Raw genomic sequence first — 13,174 nt, forward strand, 5'->3', positions numbered from 1 at the left:
AGAAAGTCGACCTGGAACTTGGAACTGGATATCAATTCCAACAAATGTGGCAGAGCGACAGATGAACAAGCTAAGGCAGGGCCAGGGAGCAAAATCAGAGCGATCGCCAGGTGGTGAAAAGACGAAGGTCTCTAAGGCGGCCAAGAGCTTCATGACGCTCGTTGACTGCTTCAGTTATCAGCAAGGTCCGCGCACACAGCCGAGAGGGCTAACCAACTTCACGTTCTTCGCCGGCGCGGGGTTCTCGAAATCATGGGACCCCAAGGCGCCCGTTGGGTCACAGCTATTTACGCTCAAATCGACGGTCATTCAGAAAGTCGCCGACGTCGGGGCCTTATCCCGCATGTTCGGTTTGAACGGGATGGACGAGATCAACCCCGAGCAATTGAGGCAGATCGTCTACCAGATCGACATGTATGATAAGTACCCAGATGTTCGCTTCCCGGTACGTGGATGAGCAGAACCTGCGGATGTTCAGGGGAGCGCTTCGAGCCGCGGTTCAAGACCGCTACGACAAGCTTACGGACCTCAACTACTTCGACACAGTCTCAAGCAAATTTAGGATGGCGTCACCGACGCCGCAGCAAGAGGACATGGTAGAGTTCTTCCGGCACCTTCACACCCGGATTGATGGGTCCCAGGGCCTAGCCGAGGGTGTTCGCACCCATTTTATCACTACGAACTACGACTATGTGATCGAAACGATTCTGGACAGCGTTTTGGGTGACGACGACTCCCATTTTCTCTACACCTACCGTGGCTTCACCCGACTGAGATCGTCGGCGAGCGCAACATGTCGCCCGTCCACGAGCATTGGCTCGTGCAGCACCTGCTCAAGATCAACGGGGGCTTTGAGATACTCCGTCGGGGAGATGGGTATGCCCTCGACTACAGCCGTCGCACGCCGGCGAGGGTCATAAACGACCCGCCCATCCTCATGCTAGCTTCACGCGAACAGGACTATTCAGACCCGTACTTCAAGACGGTGTTCCCCAAGGTCGTTCGCCTTATGCGTGATACCACCGTGCTCGTGATCGTCGGCTACAGTCTGCCGCCGGATGATGCGCTAATCCGATTCTTCCTCCGCCAGTTCGCCGAGGAGCCAGAAGACGGCCGGCAGAAATTCATTTTCTATATTGGGCCCGGCCTTGAAGGTGCCAAGCGCAAGGTGATCAAAGAGGTCTTCCCCACTATATCGAACAAAGATGCTCCACGCCTGATTTGCTATGACGGCGGCTTTGATGAGTTTGCCGCGGAATGCCTCAGACTGGCCGACCCGCGCTTCAACTAAAGCTGTGTAACACCAAACCCGCCTAGGCCTTCTCGCAAGGCGTCAGAATGCGCTGTGCATTGAAATTGAGAGGTCGTCTCTACGGTTTTTTCCCACCCCAGACCGTCCAATTGTGCAATTCCGCATAAATTTCCATGAAGATTGCATCGAACGCTTCGTCAGCCACCTGATCAATCCAGAATAGGTCGGGAAACCGCTTGAGGCCCACGTCGAACACGGCGCTTCCAAATGTTCGCGCGCCAGAGACCTCTTCGATAATCTCGCTTTCCGGCAGGTCAGGGTGTTTGAGCTCTAGGGCAGCCGCGTACAGGCACTTGAGGCGGAACGGTGCAGGCGGATGCGTAGCAAGCGTCGCTGTCTCTAGGTTCCAGTTCCGACGATCGAGAAGCTGAAAGACAAAATATGCAGAAAGCAGCGTCCAACGTAGGCGAAGCCGTGGTGTCCCGATCAGTTTCTCTGTGAGCAACTTTCTCATCGGGTCTAGATCAGCCACCCCAAGTTCGTGCGCCTGCAGACACAAGTGCGTATTGAAGGCGAATCCGTCAGCCGCAATCTCCTTGGCTTGAGAAATGATCGCAGCCCGCCGGTCTGCCTCGTTTGTCGCCTGACCATCGATGAGAGCAGCCAGCCTTGGGGAGGTCCCTGACGGTCCATGCGAGTGTGCGTAGCCTATGTGGCCGATCTCATGAAGGACAATAAATCTGCTCATTGACACAAGCAGGTAAGCAAAGATGACCTGTCGCTCGCCGTCATTCATCCAGGGCGTGTATTCCGGGTGCCACCGGAACGGTTCGTCGCGAATTTGATCCTCGACAGTGATGACAGTGTTTTGCAGCTTCGGTGACCACGTTGGGTCGGTGTCTCCAAAAGAGACGAACATGCCGGCGGTGACCAATACACTGGAAAGCCTACACATTGCGTCCGCCAATCCGAAGGTCATCAGGATCTTGGGCGGGCTGCTGAATACAGCAATCGCTTGGACGTCGGTGTTTTCCGTCAACGCGAAGTCGATACCCAGCGAACCTGACGTCATTGCGATCACGTTCCGCATGTCGATTTCTAGAAACGCTATCCAAGGGTTGTCCGGCACAGCGCACGCATCCAACCTCGGTCCATACCGCAGGTTCTCGCTAGTCACTCTTCCGCGCTCCGATCTCGATTGCTTCAAGTGCTAAGTCATCAGGTCTAATCGGTCAAAGACTTCGCCGCGTACCTACGTCAGAAACTGCTAGGCAAATCCACGATAATGATTGTCCTTTAAACAGCTGATTCTCAACCGAGCAACGACACATGGCCGTATTCGAGATCACCAAGGAGATGATCGCAAGCGTTGAGGATGAGCAGTTACGTCAACTGCTCCGTCGATTGCTAGAGGCAGAGGCGCGAGCCGGCAATATTCCGCTGTCAGCTATCGGAGTAGGAGGGAACCAAACAGCCGGCGATGGTGGCGTTGACGGCTCCATCGCTTGGAATGGACCCCCCAACCCCGAGGGCTGGCTCCCACGGCGCACGATTTACTTCCAGTCTAAGGCCGAGGTAATGGGACCGGCAAAGCTCATCCACGAAATGCGCCCCAAGCGTGTTCCGCGCCCAATCTTCTCCGAACTGGCGGCCATTGGAGGTGCATACATCGTATTCTCGAGCGATGACCCCTCCAAGTCTCGTCACGAGGCGCGGATCGCTGCGATGCGCGATGCGATAGCCGATGTTGCGGGCTCAGATCAAATCGCGCTCGAGTTCTACGGCGCCGATAAGATCGCACGCTGGTCCAACCAGCGCCTGGGCGTCGCGTTATGGTTGCTTGAGCAGGTCGGACGACCATTGGCAGGATGGCGTGGATACGGCGCTTGGTCAGCCCCCGACAGTCCGGGCCAGCCTTACCTGTTGGACGACACGGCACGCGCGACGATTGACAGTCGCGAGTTGCCGATGCGCGACGCCGTCAAAAAGATGCGCGAGACACTTTTCCGTCCTGGTGGGGTTGTGCGTCTGATCGGTCTGTCGGGAATGGGAAAGACACGCCTTGCCGAAGCGTTATTCGACGATCGCCTCGGCGGGGGTGCGGCCTTGCCGACTGAGCGAGCGGTCTATGGCGATGCTGGCCTTGAGCTCGCCGTGAGCGCGGCTCTGATGGCGGAGCAGATCGCTGTCGCAGGTGTCGAAGCCGTTGTGGTGGTCGACAACTGCACGCAACGGACCCATAGCCAACTCGCCGAGATAGTGCGGCGCGGGAATAGCCGGGCCAGCCTCCTTACAATCGACTATGATGTCCTGAGCGAGCAGCCCACTGGTACACTTGTGACACTCGGCGGTAATAGCGAGGAAATCCTGGATGGTGTGCTCAAGCAGCGCTTTCCAGGGCTGAGCGACGCAGAACGTCGGCGTCTCGCTGAAATCTCCGGCGGTAATGCGCGGATTGCACTCAAGATTGCCGAAGCAGGGGGCGAGGACATTGACCTCTCTAAACTGAAGGATAGCGAGTTGCTCGAACGGCTCTTTCAGACCGGTCGCCAGGAACGCGACTCCAAGGCGCGAGAGTGTGCAGAGGCAGCTTCGCTTGTCCACGCGTTCTACGCCATCGCTGGAGATGGCCACGTCGTCGAGTATCCCGTGCTGGCAGATCTAGCTGGCGTCACTCCTCAGCGGTTCTTTCGCACGATCGCGACCTTCCTTGACTGGGGCGTCGTGCAGCAGCGCGGGCCACAGCGCGCGGTAATGCCACCGCCGCTCGCGAACATGTTGGCCGGGCCCTGCATTCGGCGTAGCGATCCCGATGCGCTCGTCGCGACGTTTGTCTGCGGCCCAGTGCGGTTGTTCGCCTCCTTTGCACGGCGCATCGGACAATTGCATGATGAGCCTGCTGCAATTGCCATTGCTGAGCGCTTTTTCGCGGTGGGAGGACCGCTGGGACATCCGGTAGCGCTCGATCGACTGCGGCATCGTGCCTTTATCCACGCTGCCGCTGCAGCGCCCGAAGCAGCGCTAACCGCGATCGAACGGGCGCTGAGGAGCGACGACCGCGACCGCTTGCTCGAACCCGACGAACGTCGCCGGGACCTTAGCCAATTGCTTGTTCACATAGCCTACGAACCGCGTCTGTTCGGGCGAGCGATCGATGTGCTTACCGCCTTCACACTTGCCGATCGTGACACCCGTGATGAATTGAAGGCGCGCCCGCACTTACTTGAGCGGTTTTGGCCGATCCTTTCCATTACTCTAGCCGATCAGGATACCCGGCTGAGCAGAATAGATCGGATGCTGAGCAACCCAGACGACCGCATCCGAGCGCTCGGCGTTGAAGCGCTTGATCACATGCTCGACGCCAATCATTTTAGCTCGTCGCTCAATCTTGAGTTCGGCGCTAAAGTTCGGCTCAAGGAATGGCGGCCGAACAATGGCCCAGGATATCGGGCTTGGTTCGATGAAGCCTATGGCCGGCTGATGATGATCGCCGAGAGTAGGCGCGCTGAAGCCGTACGAGCCCGAGACGTGATCGCTGACCATTTTCGCGAACACTATGACAGCTCGATCGAAGACAAGACGCTGGACGCTATGCGCGCAGTTCGCGGGGCCGATTATTGGGAACTCGGCTGGCGGGCCATCAATGATACGCTGTCGTTTATGCAGCGCCCTGCGCCCCAGGATACCGCGGCAGCGACGAAACTTGAGAAACTGATCGCGCTGGAGCGTGATTTTCGTCCGAAGTCGATCGACGACTTTTTCGAAACGTTCGTTTTGGGCGAGCCCTGGCGACACTGGCACCCAAATGGAAACCATCGCAAGATGGTGCGCCATGCGAGCGCCCTTTCTAGGGCTGTCGGGCGTGCAATGATGCAGGGGAGTGTGGCATTGACGCCCTATCTCGACCGTGCGGCCGCTGCCAGCGGCACCAACAGCGTGTGGTCGTTCATGGTCGGCCTTGCGCGATCGTCAACTGACCTCGACGCACTTTGGGACATGGCCCACGCGCGATTCGTCCTTACCGATCGAGGCCATCCAGGACTGTTGGGCGGTCTGCTCGAGGGGGCCCGGGTTCGGCATCGCGACTGGGTTGAGCGCAAGCTTGATGCAATCGTCACCGATCCGGCGCTGAGCGAGCATCTCGTAACTTTGCACAATGCTGTGCCGCTCGACGCGTCTGCGGTCGAGCGGTTTAGTACCGCGCTTTCGCGAGGCGTCATCTCGGTCGATCGCTTCTCGCAGCTCATGATGGGCAGTGTGACCAAACCGTTGCCGGGAACCGTCCTTGCGCGATTCTTGCGGGAATTGTTTGCAAATGATGCTGGGCTCGTTCCCGCGCTACAGATCCTGCATATGCGCTTGTACGGGGATCGCGGCGATAAAGTGCCGTTCGATCCGGCCCTAATTGAAGTCGGCCGCGAGATGCTGGGCGACGCGCGCATTTACACGCATGAGTTTCGCCAGCAGGATCACGACATCGCTGGGATCGCCAAAGTCGTGTTCAGCGCAGGCGACAATCCGGTGCTCGCCCGCACGATCTGCATCGCGATGCGCGGGCATGCCGGCAACAACTACATCAGTGATCGCGACTTTAGAGAGTTGGCGACACTGATTATGGCGCAATACCCGTTAACCGTATGCGAGGAGATTGTCGAGAAATCGGCAAATGAGCATCTCATCCAGCGCTTCTTCGGCAAGCTTGCGGACCAAGATGATGACGAAATGCTCGAACCCGGGGCTGGTGTCGAAACGCTGCTGGAATGGGTTGCGCAAGACCCGCAGGCGCGGGCTCTCAAGGTAGCCCATGTCGTTAGATACATGGTCAAGGACGATGTGAGCGGGGCGCTTCGCTGGTCGGCCGTTGCTCTGGCATTGATCAACATCGCCCCCGATCCGGGCCCAATCCTACGCGCGTTCGAGCGCAGGTTCTTCACCGGCGCCGGATGGGGACCATTCTCGCTCCGATTTGTGCGCCGTCGGCCACTCGTCGCTGCCATGCTTCAAAGTACCCTTCCGCGCGCTCAGGCATGGGCGCGCGAGGCCGGGCCTCGGCTCGAGGAACGTATCAGACAATGGGATGAAATGGATCGCGATCGCGATAGTCGGTTCGAATGACCCCGTCATACACAAGCTGGCATAACGATCTCCCATATCCCCGCCAAGCAGCCAGCCCGCTTCCGGTCCCGTCAGGGTTCCCCGAAAGTCGCGCGGGCCTCTGCCTAAGGTGGCATTGGGTCTGGCGATGCGTCGGGCGCGCAGCAGTTACCGACCGTCCTGCTTTTTCGAGCGCTTCTGAGGGCGCCGGATCTTGCCCGTGACCATCTTTGTTGGACGGGAAACATCCAGCACGACGATCGCCAGCTTGTCTTGTAGGCCCGCCGGAATATCATTTCGAAGCATGGTTTCGAGTGCCTCGGCCGTGGAGGGGACGGCGTCTCTGTCACTCCGACCGGGAACCGGAAATTCGATTCCGAACCAAAAGACGAGATAGATGCCAAACCCGTCGGCGCCTGCATCGGCTGCATAGCCGCCGAGTTGTTCCAACGGTGCTGACCACAGCTCTTTATTGTAGTGACGCTTCCTCAATCGGCAGATTCATGCCAGCATGGCTGAGGAGCAGGACGTCGGCCCTGGTGTTTTCGCCACGCCGCGCTTCCGGAAGACTGGCGACAATACCGTACCTGTCGAGGCGAAACCGCAGCAGTTCAAGCAACCGATCGCGGTCTTCGTTCTCGATCTGCGGCGTTGTTGCAGCGCCGTCCTTGTCCGTGTTCCAGAACCGCTTCCACGGGGTTTCGCTGCCGGTCCGCAGCGTCGCCCTGTATCGATCGAGCTCTTCGAGAACCACTGCGGCGAGATCGGCTGGGCTTGCTGGAGCGCCGCCCGCAAGCGCCCCGATGAGGTCGCTCACTGGCGGCGCGACATAGAGGTCATCCCGCATCAAAACCACGTTTGCGAGTTTGAAGGGTGTGCTAAGTGCGCGCCGTTCGGGTTTGCCAAGCCAAGACAGCGGTCGGTAGTGTCTCAGTTTGAAATTTGAACCGGCAAAAGCCGTTGTCGCGATCCGGCCCGAACTCCTATATGCTTAGCGCAAAGCATGGGGGAAAGGCGTGGACCAAAAGAGTGATGTGCGCATGTGGCGCGAGGCTGGGAAACTTGCCGCATCGGGCGACTGTGAAGGGTGGCAAGCCATCGAACGGGAGCTTCGTAGCAAAGGTTTCCCGCGCGCCAAGCTACTGCTTGATAACGATCGGGTGCGGGTCAAATTAGATGATCTCTGTAAGAGCGCACAGGAGAAGCGTACCGATGCCCACCGGACCTAAAGGCCAGAGGCGTCCTGCCGATGTAATCGGCAACGCCGTCCGCGTCATGCGCATTGCGACGGGCGAGGAAGACGACACTGTCATTGACGACGGCAAGAACGCCGCCGCCAAAGAGCTTGGTTCAAAGGGCGGGAAGAAGCGCGCCGAGAACATGACGCCAGAGCGGCGCGCCGAAATCGCAAAGAAGGCGGCGGAAAAGCGATGGCACCCAAGCAAGCATAAATAAATTATGCTTGCTTGAAGCAGGGATTGATGCGAATGCTTGCTTCGGTTTCGAATCGGAGCAAAAGCACATGGTTGCGAGCAAACAAAGCAAAGGCGGCATCGCCAGAGCGGAAAAGACCAGTCCTGAGAAGCGCAGTGAGATTGCCCGCGCCGCCGCGCAGAAGCGATGGGCTGTTTCTACAGACCATGTCCACCACGCCCTAGGTGAAGGTACTGTCGATCTTGCCGGCTTGAACTTCCGCTGCGCGGTCTTGGATGGCGAAATCCGTGTAATTTCCGGCACTGAATTTATGCGCGTTATGGGCATGTATCGGAGCGGCGGGCTATCAACTCGGCGCACACCTGATGACGAGCTACATTTCCCACTTTACCTGGCACAGAAGAACCTTCGTCCATTCATTATGGAGGATGAGGTACTTGTTGATCTTTTGCGCCATCCGATCCGCTATCGCGGAGAGGGGAATTCGGCAATTGCGGAAGGCATACCCGGCACCGTCCTGCGGCGGCTTCTGAGTGTTTGGGTCCGTGCACGCGCGGCCGGCGTCCTTGGCCCTACACAAGTAAAGGTCGCTGAAAAATCTCAAATATTCTTGGATGCGTTAGCTGACACGGCCATTGACGCACTAATAGACGAAGCAACTGGTTATCAAAAGCGCCGTGCACAGGATGCTCTCCAAAGACTATTATCCGCTTACGTCAGGCCAGAATTCCGGAAATACTCTACTAAATTCCCTGTCTCGTTCTATGAGCAAATTTATAGGGTCATGGATTGGCCTTTTAACGCAGCCTCCAGCGCGCGAACCGCCTACGTGGGGAAACTGACGAATAAACTCATCTATGACACGCTGCCTCCCGGCGTCCCGGATGAACTGAGACGACGGAACCCAGTGGACCCATCAACAGGTCGCCGAAAGAAAAAGCACTTTCAACTCCTGACCGAAAATCTCGGAGAGACCCATGTCGACAGGCAGATTGCATCGGTCACAACACTGCTACGCGCCTCACCGAGAGGGCAGTGGAAGTTTTTCGAAATGCTCTTCAAAAACGCGTTTCCTCCTGTCCAAGGGGAACTCTTTTTGGAGGACGAAATCGCCCGATTGAAAAATGAAGAATGAGCTTTATGCTTGACACTAAGCATAAAAGTTCACATATTAGGGGCATGAACAAGCTGCCCCTCCAGACCCGCGTCCAAATCCTCACAATGCTTTGCGAGGGATCGTCAATGCGGTCGATCTCCCGCGTTGCCGATGTGTCGATCAACACCGTGAGCAAGCTGCTTGTCGATGCCGGCAAATTCTGCGCTGATCTGCACGACCGCGAAGTCCGCAACGTGAAGTCCAAGCGCGTTCAGTGCGATGAGATTTGGAGCTTTACTGGCGCGAAGCAGAAGAACGTTGCGGGCATGAAAAAGCCCATCGATGGCGCTGGCGACACATGGACATGGACAGCGTTGGACAGCGACAGCAAGCTTATTATTTCGTGGCTGGTCGGCGGTCGCGATGGCGAATATGCGCTGGCGTTCATGGACGACGTGAAGGACCGTCTTGCCAATCGCGCCCAGCTTACGACCGATGGTCACCGCGCCTACCTCAATGCGGTCGAGGAAGCCTTTGGGGCGGACATTGATTACGCCATTCTGGTGAAGCAGTACGGCGAGCCGGAAGGCAAGGCAGTGCCACAGGAACGCCGCTACAGCCCCGCAGTCTGCACTGGCGCGGTAAAGACCCGGATTGAAGGCTCGCCCGATCTGGCCCATGTCAGCACGTCCCACGTTGAACGCCAGAACCTCACCATGCGTATGCAGATGCGCCACTTCACGCGCTTGACGAATGCCTTCTCCAGGAAGTTTGAAAACCACGTCCACATGGTCGCGCTCTACACTGTTTGGTACAACTTCATTCGCATTCACAAGACGCTGAAAATGTCGCCGGCAATGGCCGCCGGCGTGTCGAATACGCTCTGGTCAATGGACAATCTTTGCGAGAAGATGGACGCCATTGCACCTAAGCCGGGCAAGCGCGGACCGTACCAAAAACGTGCGGAGACCGTATGAAATGCACAAACTTCGTGTAAATCTTCTTGATCTGTTAAGGCGAACGCTCTATGTGTGACGACATCAACGCTGTCGGTTTACCGGCAGCCCACGGCGGCCTCGGTGCCGCCGTTTCTTTGCGATCTGCCGTCTACATAGATGGGTTCAACCTTTATCACGCGGTAGACAATCTTGGCGTTCCCCATCTTAAATGGGTGAATTATGACGCTTTATCGAAGCGAATAATTCGCAGGGACGAGACGCTTGTTCGCGTCGTTTGGTGTACCGCCGTCAATACGAAAAACGTAGCAAAGATGTTGCGTTGGCGCGAATTTCGCAATGCTCAATTAAGCGTCGGTGTTGTCTGCGCAGAGGGGCATTTCGTTGAGGAGCCGCGCCGGTGTCATGACGGACACGACTACCTACACCCCACCGAAAAAGCTGGCGACGTGAACCTGGCTATTCATCTCATAAGCGATGCGCACCTGGATCGCTTCGATGTCGCCTATCTGGTCACGGCAGACTCAGACCAAGTCGCAACGGCCAAGATGTTTAGGGAACGATTCCCCGATAAGCAGATCATTAGCGTTGCCCCTCCGGGCCGGTCTCACAGCAAAGAGATTTTGCCTCACGTTCACGACACCCGGTCGATTGAGCGGGCCACTATCGAGGCTTGCCAGTTTGAAGGAGCGGTCATAGTCGTGAATGGCGAGAGGGTGGCTAAGCGGCCACCGCAGTATGCACCGCTCGAAGTTGCGCCCGTTCAAAATTCAAACTGAGACACTACCCAGCGGTCACACTGGTATTGCCTGGAGCATCGGGAATCCGGCGATCAACACCTTTGAGAGTGAACATGCCCAACGTAAAAAGATGCATTGATATCTGATCACGTCCTTCCCAGCCAAAAGAAACCAAAGCTCATTGTCGTAGTAGCATTCGATCGCGGCGAGGACGGCGAGCTGTTCCCTGCGTTTGGCCCGGCCGACCAGCAGAGCGAGGACCGCGCGATCAGAACGGCCAAGGCGCTCGCATCGAAGCATGTCGGAGTGATAGCCTGGAGCCGCGATACAGACCCTGCGGTGGGGGACTATGGGCCGCCCACGACACTCTTCGCCAGCGGCGAAGTTCCAGACATGGAATGATCAAACATCGAATAGGTCGGTGGGGCCGAGGCCGATTTCATCGATAATGTCCGGCGTGTTGTTGCGTGGCGAGCCGACCTTACTATCGATCGGCCACATCTTCATCAGTTCTGACGGGAACGGTTTCAACAGGTCGCGAGGATCCGGCTCCGGCCCAATCCAACGCATGTAGTTCAAGGGCGCCAGGATCACCGGCATGCGGTCGTGTATCGTCGCCATCAGCTCATTTGGTTCGCACGTGGCGATGGCGAAGGTGCGCACCAGCTCTCCGGTCACCTTGTCGGAATACTCCTCCCAGATGCCGGCCATCGCGAAGGGTTCGTCGGACTTCATGGCGATGGCATAAGGCTGCTTCCTCTTGCCCGAGGCATCCAGCTTCTGCCACTCAAAATACCCGTCGACGGGCACTAGGCAGCGCCGCGCGGCATAAGCCTTCTTAAACATGCCATTGCTGGCGATGGTTTCGTAGCGCGCATTGACGGGTGGCGGCCGGCCGCTACCGTCACGAGCCCAGCCGGGGACCAAGCCCCAGCGAGCTGAGACAAAGCCGGCCATGGAGGTCGAGAGCTCCTCGCGTATGATGATCGGATAGGTCAGGCTCGGCGCGCCGTTCCAGAGCGGAAAGCTGTTGCCCAGGCGCTCGACTTCGCCAGGATGCGCGAATTCAAACCGACGAACCATGTCGGGAATTGTGGTCTTTACGAAAACGCGTCCGCACATTTTTAGGCCGACCTAATGACGTCGGGGAAAACCAAAATGGGAACGCAGTGGGAACTAGTCAAGGCGATTATCGGCGCTCCGGAGGCGGTAAAGGCTGCCCCACCTCCTCCATCCCCACGGCTTGCCTGGCGAAAGGCCGCATCATGTAACGTTTCTTGGCGTGTTTGGGTAATTCAAAATGACGGGCACGCGGAATGGCGGCGGCCCGTTCGAGGTCGCAATTAGTCGTGGTTATGGCTGTGGCGGCAGGCGGAGTTGCCGTGGTCTTCAGAGCGCGAATGTTTTTGCCCGGATAACTTGGCGGCTCTAAGCCGTGTCGCCGGGCGTTGGCGAAAATGCAATGTATTAGCGCTTGCTTGACGAAGCCGTTGGCCGCCCCAGAGTCATCGTATGGCTCAGGGCATTAACATCGGCGATGAGGTTGCCATCACCGCGACCGTTCGGCGGCGAGTGACAGACGATCGCGTAAGCGTTTCAATCCCGTCCTACGGACAGCCGCATTCGATTGTCGATCAAACAACGAAGGTGCAGAAGGGGCAGCACATCGAGCTGATTGGCAGCGTCACCCACATCGACGAAAATCACGTGACGGTGAACCTGGGCATTCCCGTCACCGTCGATGCCGATACCGTCAGGCTGGTGGCGCCCTGTAAGCCGCCGGCCCGGAAGGCGCCACTGATGGACAGGGCCACATAGAAAGCCGCCATCAAGGGGGACGTTTTACCCGCCTGGAAATGGCCCGCAATAGGTCCGCTTCGTTCGTGGTCCCGGCATCGAAAACTTGGAAGACTTCCCTAGCCAGGGATTCCCGCTGTTCCCTGTCTTTTTTGGGAGACGGCGCTCGCTACACAGCCGATCAAACACCCGCTGGAGCTTGTCCAGATCAGCGGGCCAGTAGATACGAATGTTGCTCGACCAAGGCATTGCCGCGGCCCTCGGCGCGGCTTTGATAAGACACCGTTGAGGCAGCAGGAACCCGCTCCAGAACTCTATACGGAGCGGGTTCCTATTCCCATTGCTGATCACAGCGCCGGCTCAGGCAAGCGCTGCTGCGGCCAACGGAATTGCTGAAAGGGTGTTGCCTGCCGCGGCGGGGACGCAAGTAAGTCTTCCGGATAGCACAACCGCCGAATGGAGGAACTCCTCGGCACGAACAGAGTTGCCGACTCGTTGACCGCGCTGTCCTATTCTGGGACAGCGCGGTCGAGGCCCACCCCTGACTGCGCAGGCGGCTCCGGCAAACCCCAGCCCCCGCTCACTGTCGGGGCCGCTGTGCTCATTAGCTTACGGGTCTATTCAGGCAGGCCAGGGTCGTAATGCAGGATCGCGCCGACAGAGACTGTCCACCTTTTCACCGCGCGATCCCGTCCTTACGCCATGATCCTTCTTGGCAACGGCCATCTATCGTCCCTACCGGCCGAGCGGCTGCTTGGACAGCGAGACCAGTTCGGCTTCGTCGGTCACGCCAGCCATAAAGTTG

General features: G+C 57.9%; 13 protein-coding genes. 9 read left to right on the forward strand and 4 right to left on the reverse strand.

Annotated elements, in window-relative coordinates:
- Positions 1 to 61: 61 nt before the first annotated feature.
- Together O7A60_RS25005 and O7A60_RS25010 are read left to right on the forward strand one after the other, a co-directional pair.
- A complete protein-coding gene (locus tag O7A60_RS25005; protein ID WP_337108444.1) occupies positions 62 to 457 on the forward strand; it encodes a hypothetical protein in 396 nt (131 codons plus the stop codon).
- Positions 458 to 793: 336 nt separating this feature from the next.
- Entirely contained in the window at positions 794 to 1,291 is a 498-nt protein-coding gene (locus tag O7A60_RS25010) for a hypothetical protein (protein WP_337108445.1), read from the forward strand.
- Between the two features lie 79 nt (positions 1,292 to 1,370).
- Here O7A60_RS25010 and O7A60_RS25015 read toward each other — a convergent pair whose 3' ends face one another.
- Positions 1,371 to 2,342 (reverse strand): hypothetical protein, encoded by a 972-nt coding sequence (locus O7A60_RS25015; protein WP_337108446.1) that lies wholly within the window; start codon positions 2,340 to 2,342, stop codon positions 1,371 to 1,373.
- A 239-nt stretch (positions 2,343 to 2,581) separates the two neighbouring features.
- On the opposite strand from O7A60_RS25015, the gene O7A60_RS25020 reads away from it, so the two are divergent.
- Positions 2,582 to 6,367 carry a hypothetical protein gene (locus O7A60_RS25020; protein ID WP_337108447.1) on the forward strand — a complete coding sequence of 1,262 codons (3,786 nt, stop codon included), beginning with the start codon at positions 2,582 to 2,584 and terminating at the stop codon, positions 6,365 to 6,367.
- A gap of 147 nt (positions 6,368 to 6,514) precedes the next feature.
- Here O7A60_RS25020 and O7A60_RS25025 read toward each other — a convergent pair whose 3' ends face one another.
- Together O7A60_RS25025 and O7A60_RS25030 are read right to left on the reverse strand one after the other, a co-directional pair.
- Complete coding sequence (locus tag O7A60_RS25025; RefSeq protein WP_337108448.1) at positions 6,515 to 6,838, reverse strand: hypothetical protein; 324 nt, start codon at positions 6,836 to 6,838, stop codon at positions 6,515 to 6,517.
- Positions 6,816 to 7,163: a hypothetical protein gene (locus tag O7A60_RS25030; protein WP_337108449.1), complete on the reverse strand. Its 348-nt coding sequence runs from the start codon at positions 7,161 to 7,163 to the stop codon at positions 6,816 to 6,818. The genes O7A60_RS25025 and O7A60_RS25030 overlap by 23 nt, the downstream gene beginning before the upstream one ends.
- A gap of 395 nt (positions 7,164 to 7,558) precedes the next feature.
- Here O7A60_RS25030 and O7A60_RS25035 point away from each other — a divergent pair, with 395 nt between their 5' ends.
- The 5 genes from O7A60_RS25035 (at position 7,559) to O7A60_RS25055 (ending at position 10,974) form a co-directional block, all read left to right on the forward strand.
- Complete coding sequence (locus O7A60_RS25035; RefSeq protein ID WP_337108450.1) at positions 7,559 to 7,801, forward strand: RNA-binding protein; 243 nt, start codon at positions 7,559 to 7,561, stop codon at positions 7,799 to 7,801.
- A 7-nt stretch (positions 7,802 to 7,808) separates the two neighbouring features.
- Complete coding sequence (locus O7A60_RS25040; protein WP_337108451.1) at positions 7,809 to 8,915, forward strand: P63C domain-containing protein; 1,107 nt, start codon at positions 7,809 to 7,811, stop codon at positions 8,913 to 8,915.
- A gap of 44 nt (positions 8,916 to 8,959) precedes the next feature.
- Positions 8,960 to 9,853 carry an IS1 family transposase gene (locus O7A60_RS25045; RefSeq protein ID WP_337108452.1) on the forward strand — a complete coding sequence of 298 codons (894 nt, stop codon included), beginning with the start codon at positions 8,960 to 8,962 and terminating at the stop codon, positions 9,851 to 9,853.
- Between the two features lie 50 nt (positions 9,854 to 9,903).
- Entirely contained in the window at positions 9,904 to 10,611 is a 708-nt protein-coding gene (locus O7A60_RS25050; RefSeq protein WP_337108453.1) for an NYN domain-containing protein, read from the forward strand.
- Positions 10,612 to 10,710: 99 nt separating this feature from the next.
- On the forward strand, positions 10,711 to 10,974 hold the full coding sequence (locus tag O7A60_RS25055; protein WP_337108462.1) for a hypothetical protein: 264 nt from the start codon (positions 10,711 to 10,713) through the stop codon (positions 10,972 to 10,974).
- Here the strand turns inward: O7A60_RS25055 and O7A60_RS25060 are convergent, their stop codons facing one another.
- Positions 10,975 to 11,694: an SOS response-associated peptidase gene (locus O7A60_RS25060; RefSeq protein ID WP_337108454.1), complete on the reverse strand. Its 720-nt coding sequence runs from the start codon at positions 11,692 to 11,694 to the stop codon at positions 10,975 to 10,977. It abuts the gene before it with no gap.
- Positions 11,695 to 12,084: 390 nt separating this feature from the next.
- Between O7A60_RS25060 and O7A60_RS25065 the strand changes: the two genes are divergently transcribed.
- Complete coding sequence (locus O7A60_RS25065; RefSeq protein ID WP_337108455.1) at positions 12,085 to 12,390, forward strand: hypothetical protein; 306 nt, start codon at positions 12,085 to 12,087, stop codon at positions 12,388 to 12,390.
- Positions 12,391 to 13,174 lie beyond the last annotated feature (784 nt).

Source organism: Mesorhizobium salmacidum (SeqCode), assembly GCF_037179605.1.
In the GTDB taxonomy this organism is placed as follows: domain Bacteria; phylum Pseudomonadota; class Alphaproteobacteria; order Rhizobiales; family Rhizobiaceae; genus Mesorhizobium; species Mesorhizobium salmacidum.

What these genes read in the sequence shown, in the direction of transcription:
- O7A60_RS25005 (WP_337108444.1), top strand. Translation starts at nt 62, where the DNA reads ATGAACAAGCTAAGGCAGGGCCAGGGAGCAAAATCAGAGCGATCGCCA.
- O7A60_RS25010 (WP_337108445.1), top strand. Translation starts at nt 794, where the DNA reads ATGTCGCCCGTCCACGAGCATTGGCTCGTGCAGCACCTGCTCAAGATC.
- O7A60_RS25015 (WP_337108446.1), bottom strand. Translation starts at nt 2,342, where the DNA reads ATGCGGAACGTGATCGCAATGACGTCAGGTTCGCTGGGTATCGACTTC.
- O7A60_RS25020 (WP_337108447.1), top strand. Translation starts at nt 2,582, where the DNA reads ATGGCCGTATTCGAGATCACCAAGGAGATGATCGCAAGCGTTGAGGAT.
- O7A60_RS25035 (WP_337108450.1), top strand. Translation starts at nt 7,559, where the DNA reads ATGCCCACCGGACCTAAAGGCCAGAGGCGTCCTGCCGATGTAATCGGC.
- O7A60_RS25045 (WP_337108452.1), top strand. Translation starts at nt 8,960, where the DNA reads ATGAACAAGCTGCCCCTCCAGACCCGCGTCCAAATCCTCACAATGCTT.
- O7A60_RS25050 (WP_337108453.1), top strand. Translation starts at nt 9,904, where the DNA reads ATGTGTGACGACATCAACGCTGTCGGTTTACCGGCAGCCCACGGCGGC.
- O7A60_RS25060 (WP_337108454.1), bottom strand. Translation starts at nt 11,694, where the DNA reads ATGTGCGGACGCGTTTTCGTAAAGACCACAATTCCCGACATGGTTCGT.
- O7A60_RS25065 (WP_337108455.1), top strand. Translation starts at nt 12,085, where the DNA reads ATGGCTCAGGGCATTAACATCGGCGATGAGGTTGCCATCACCGCGACC.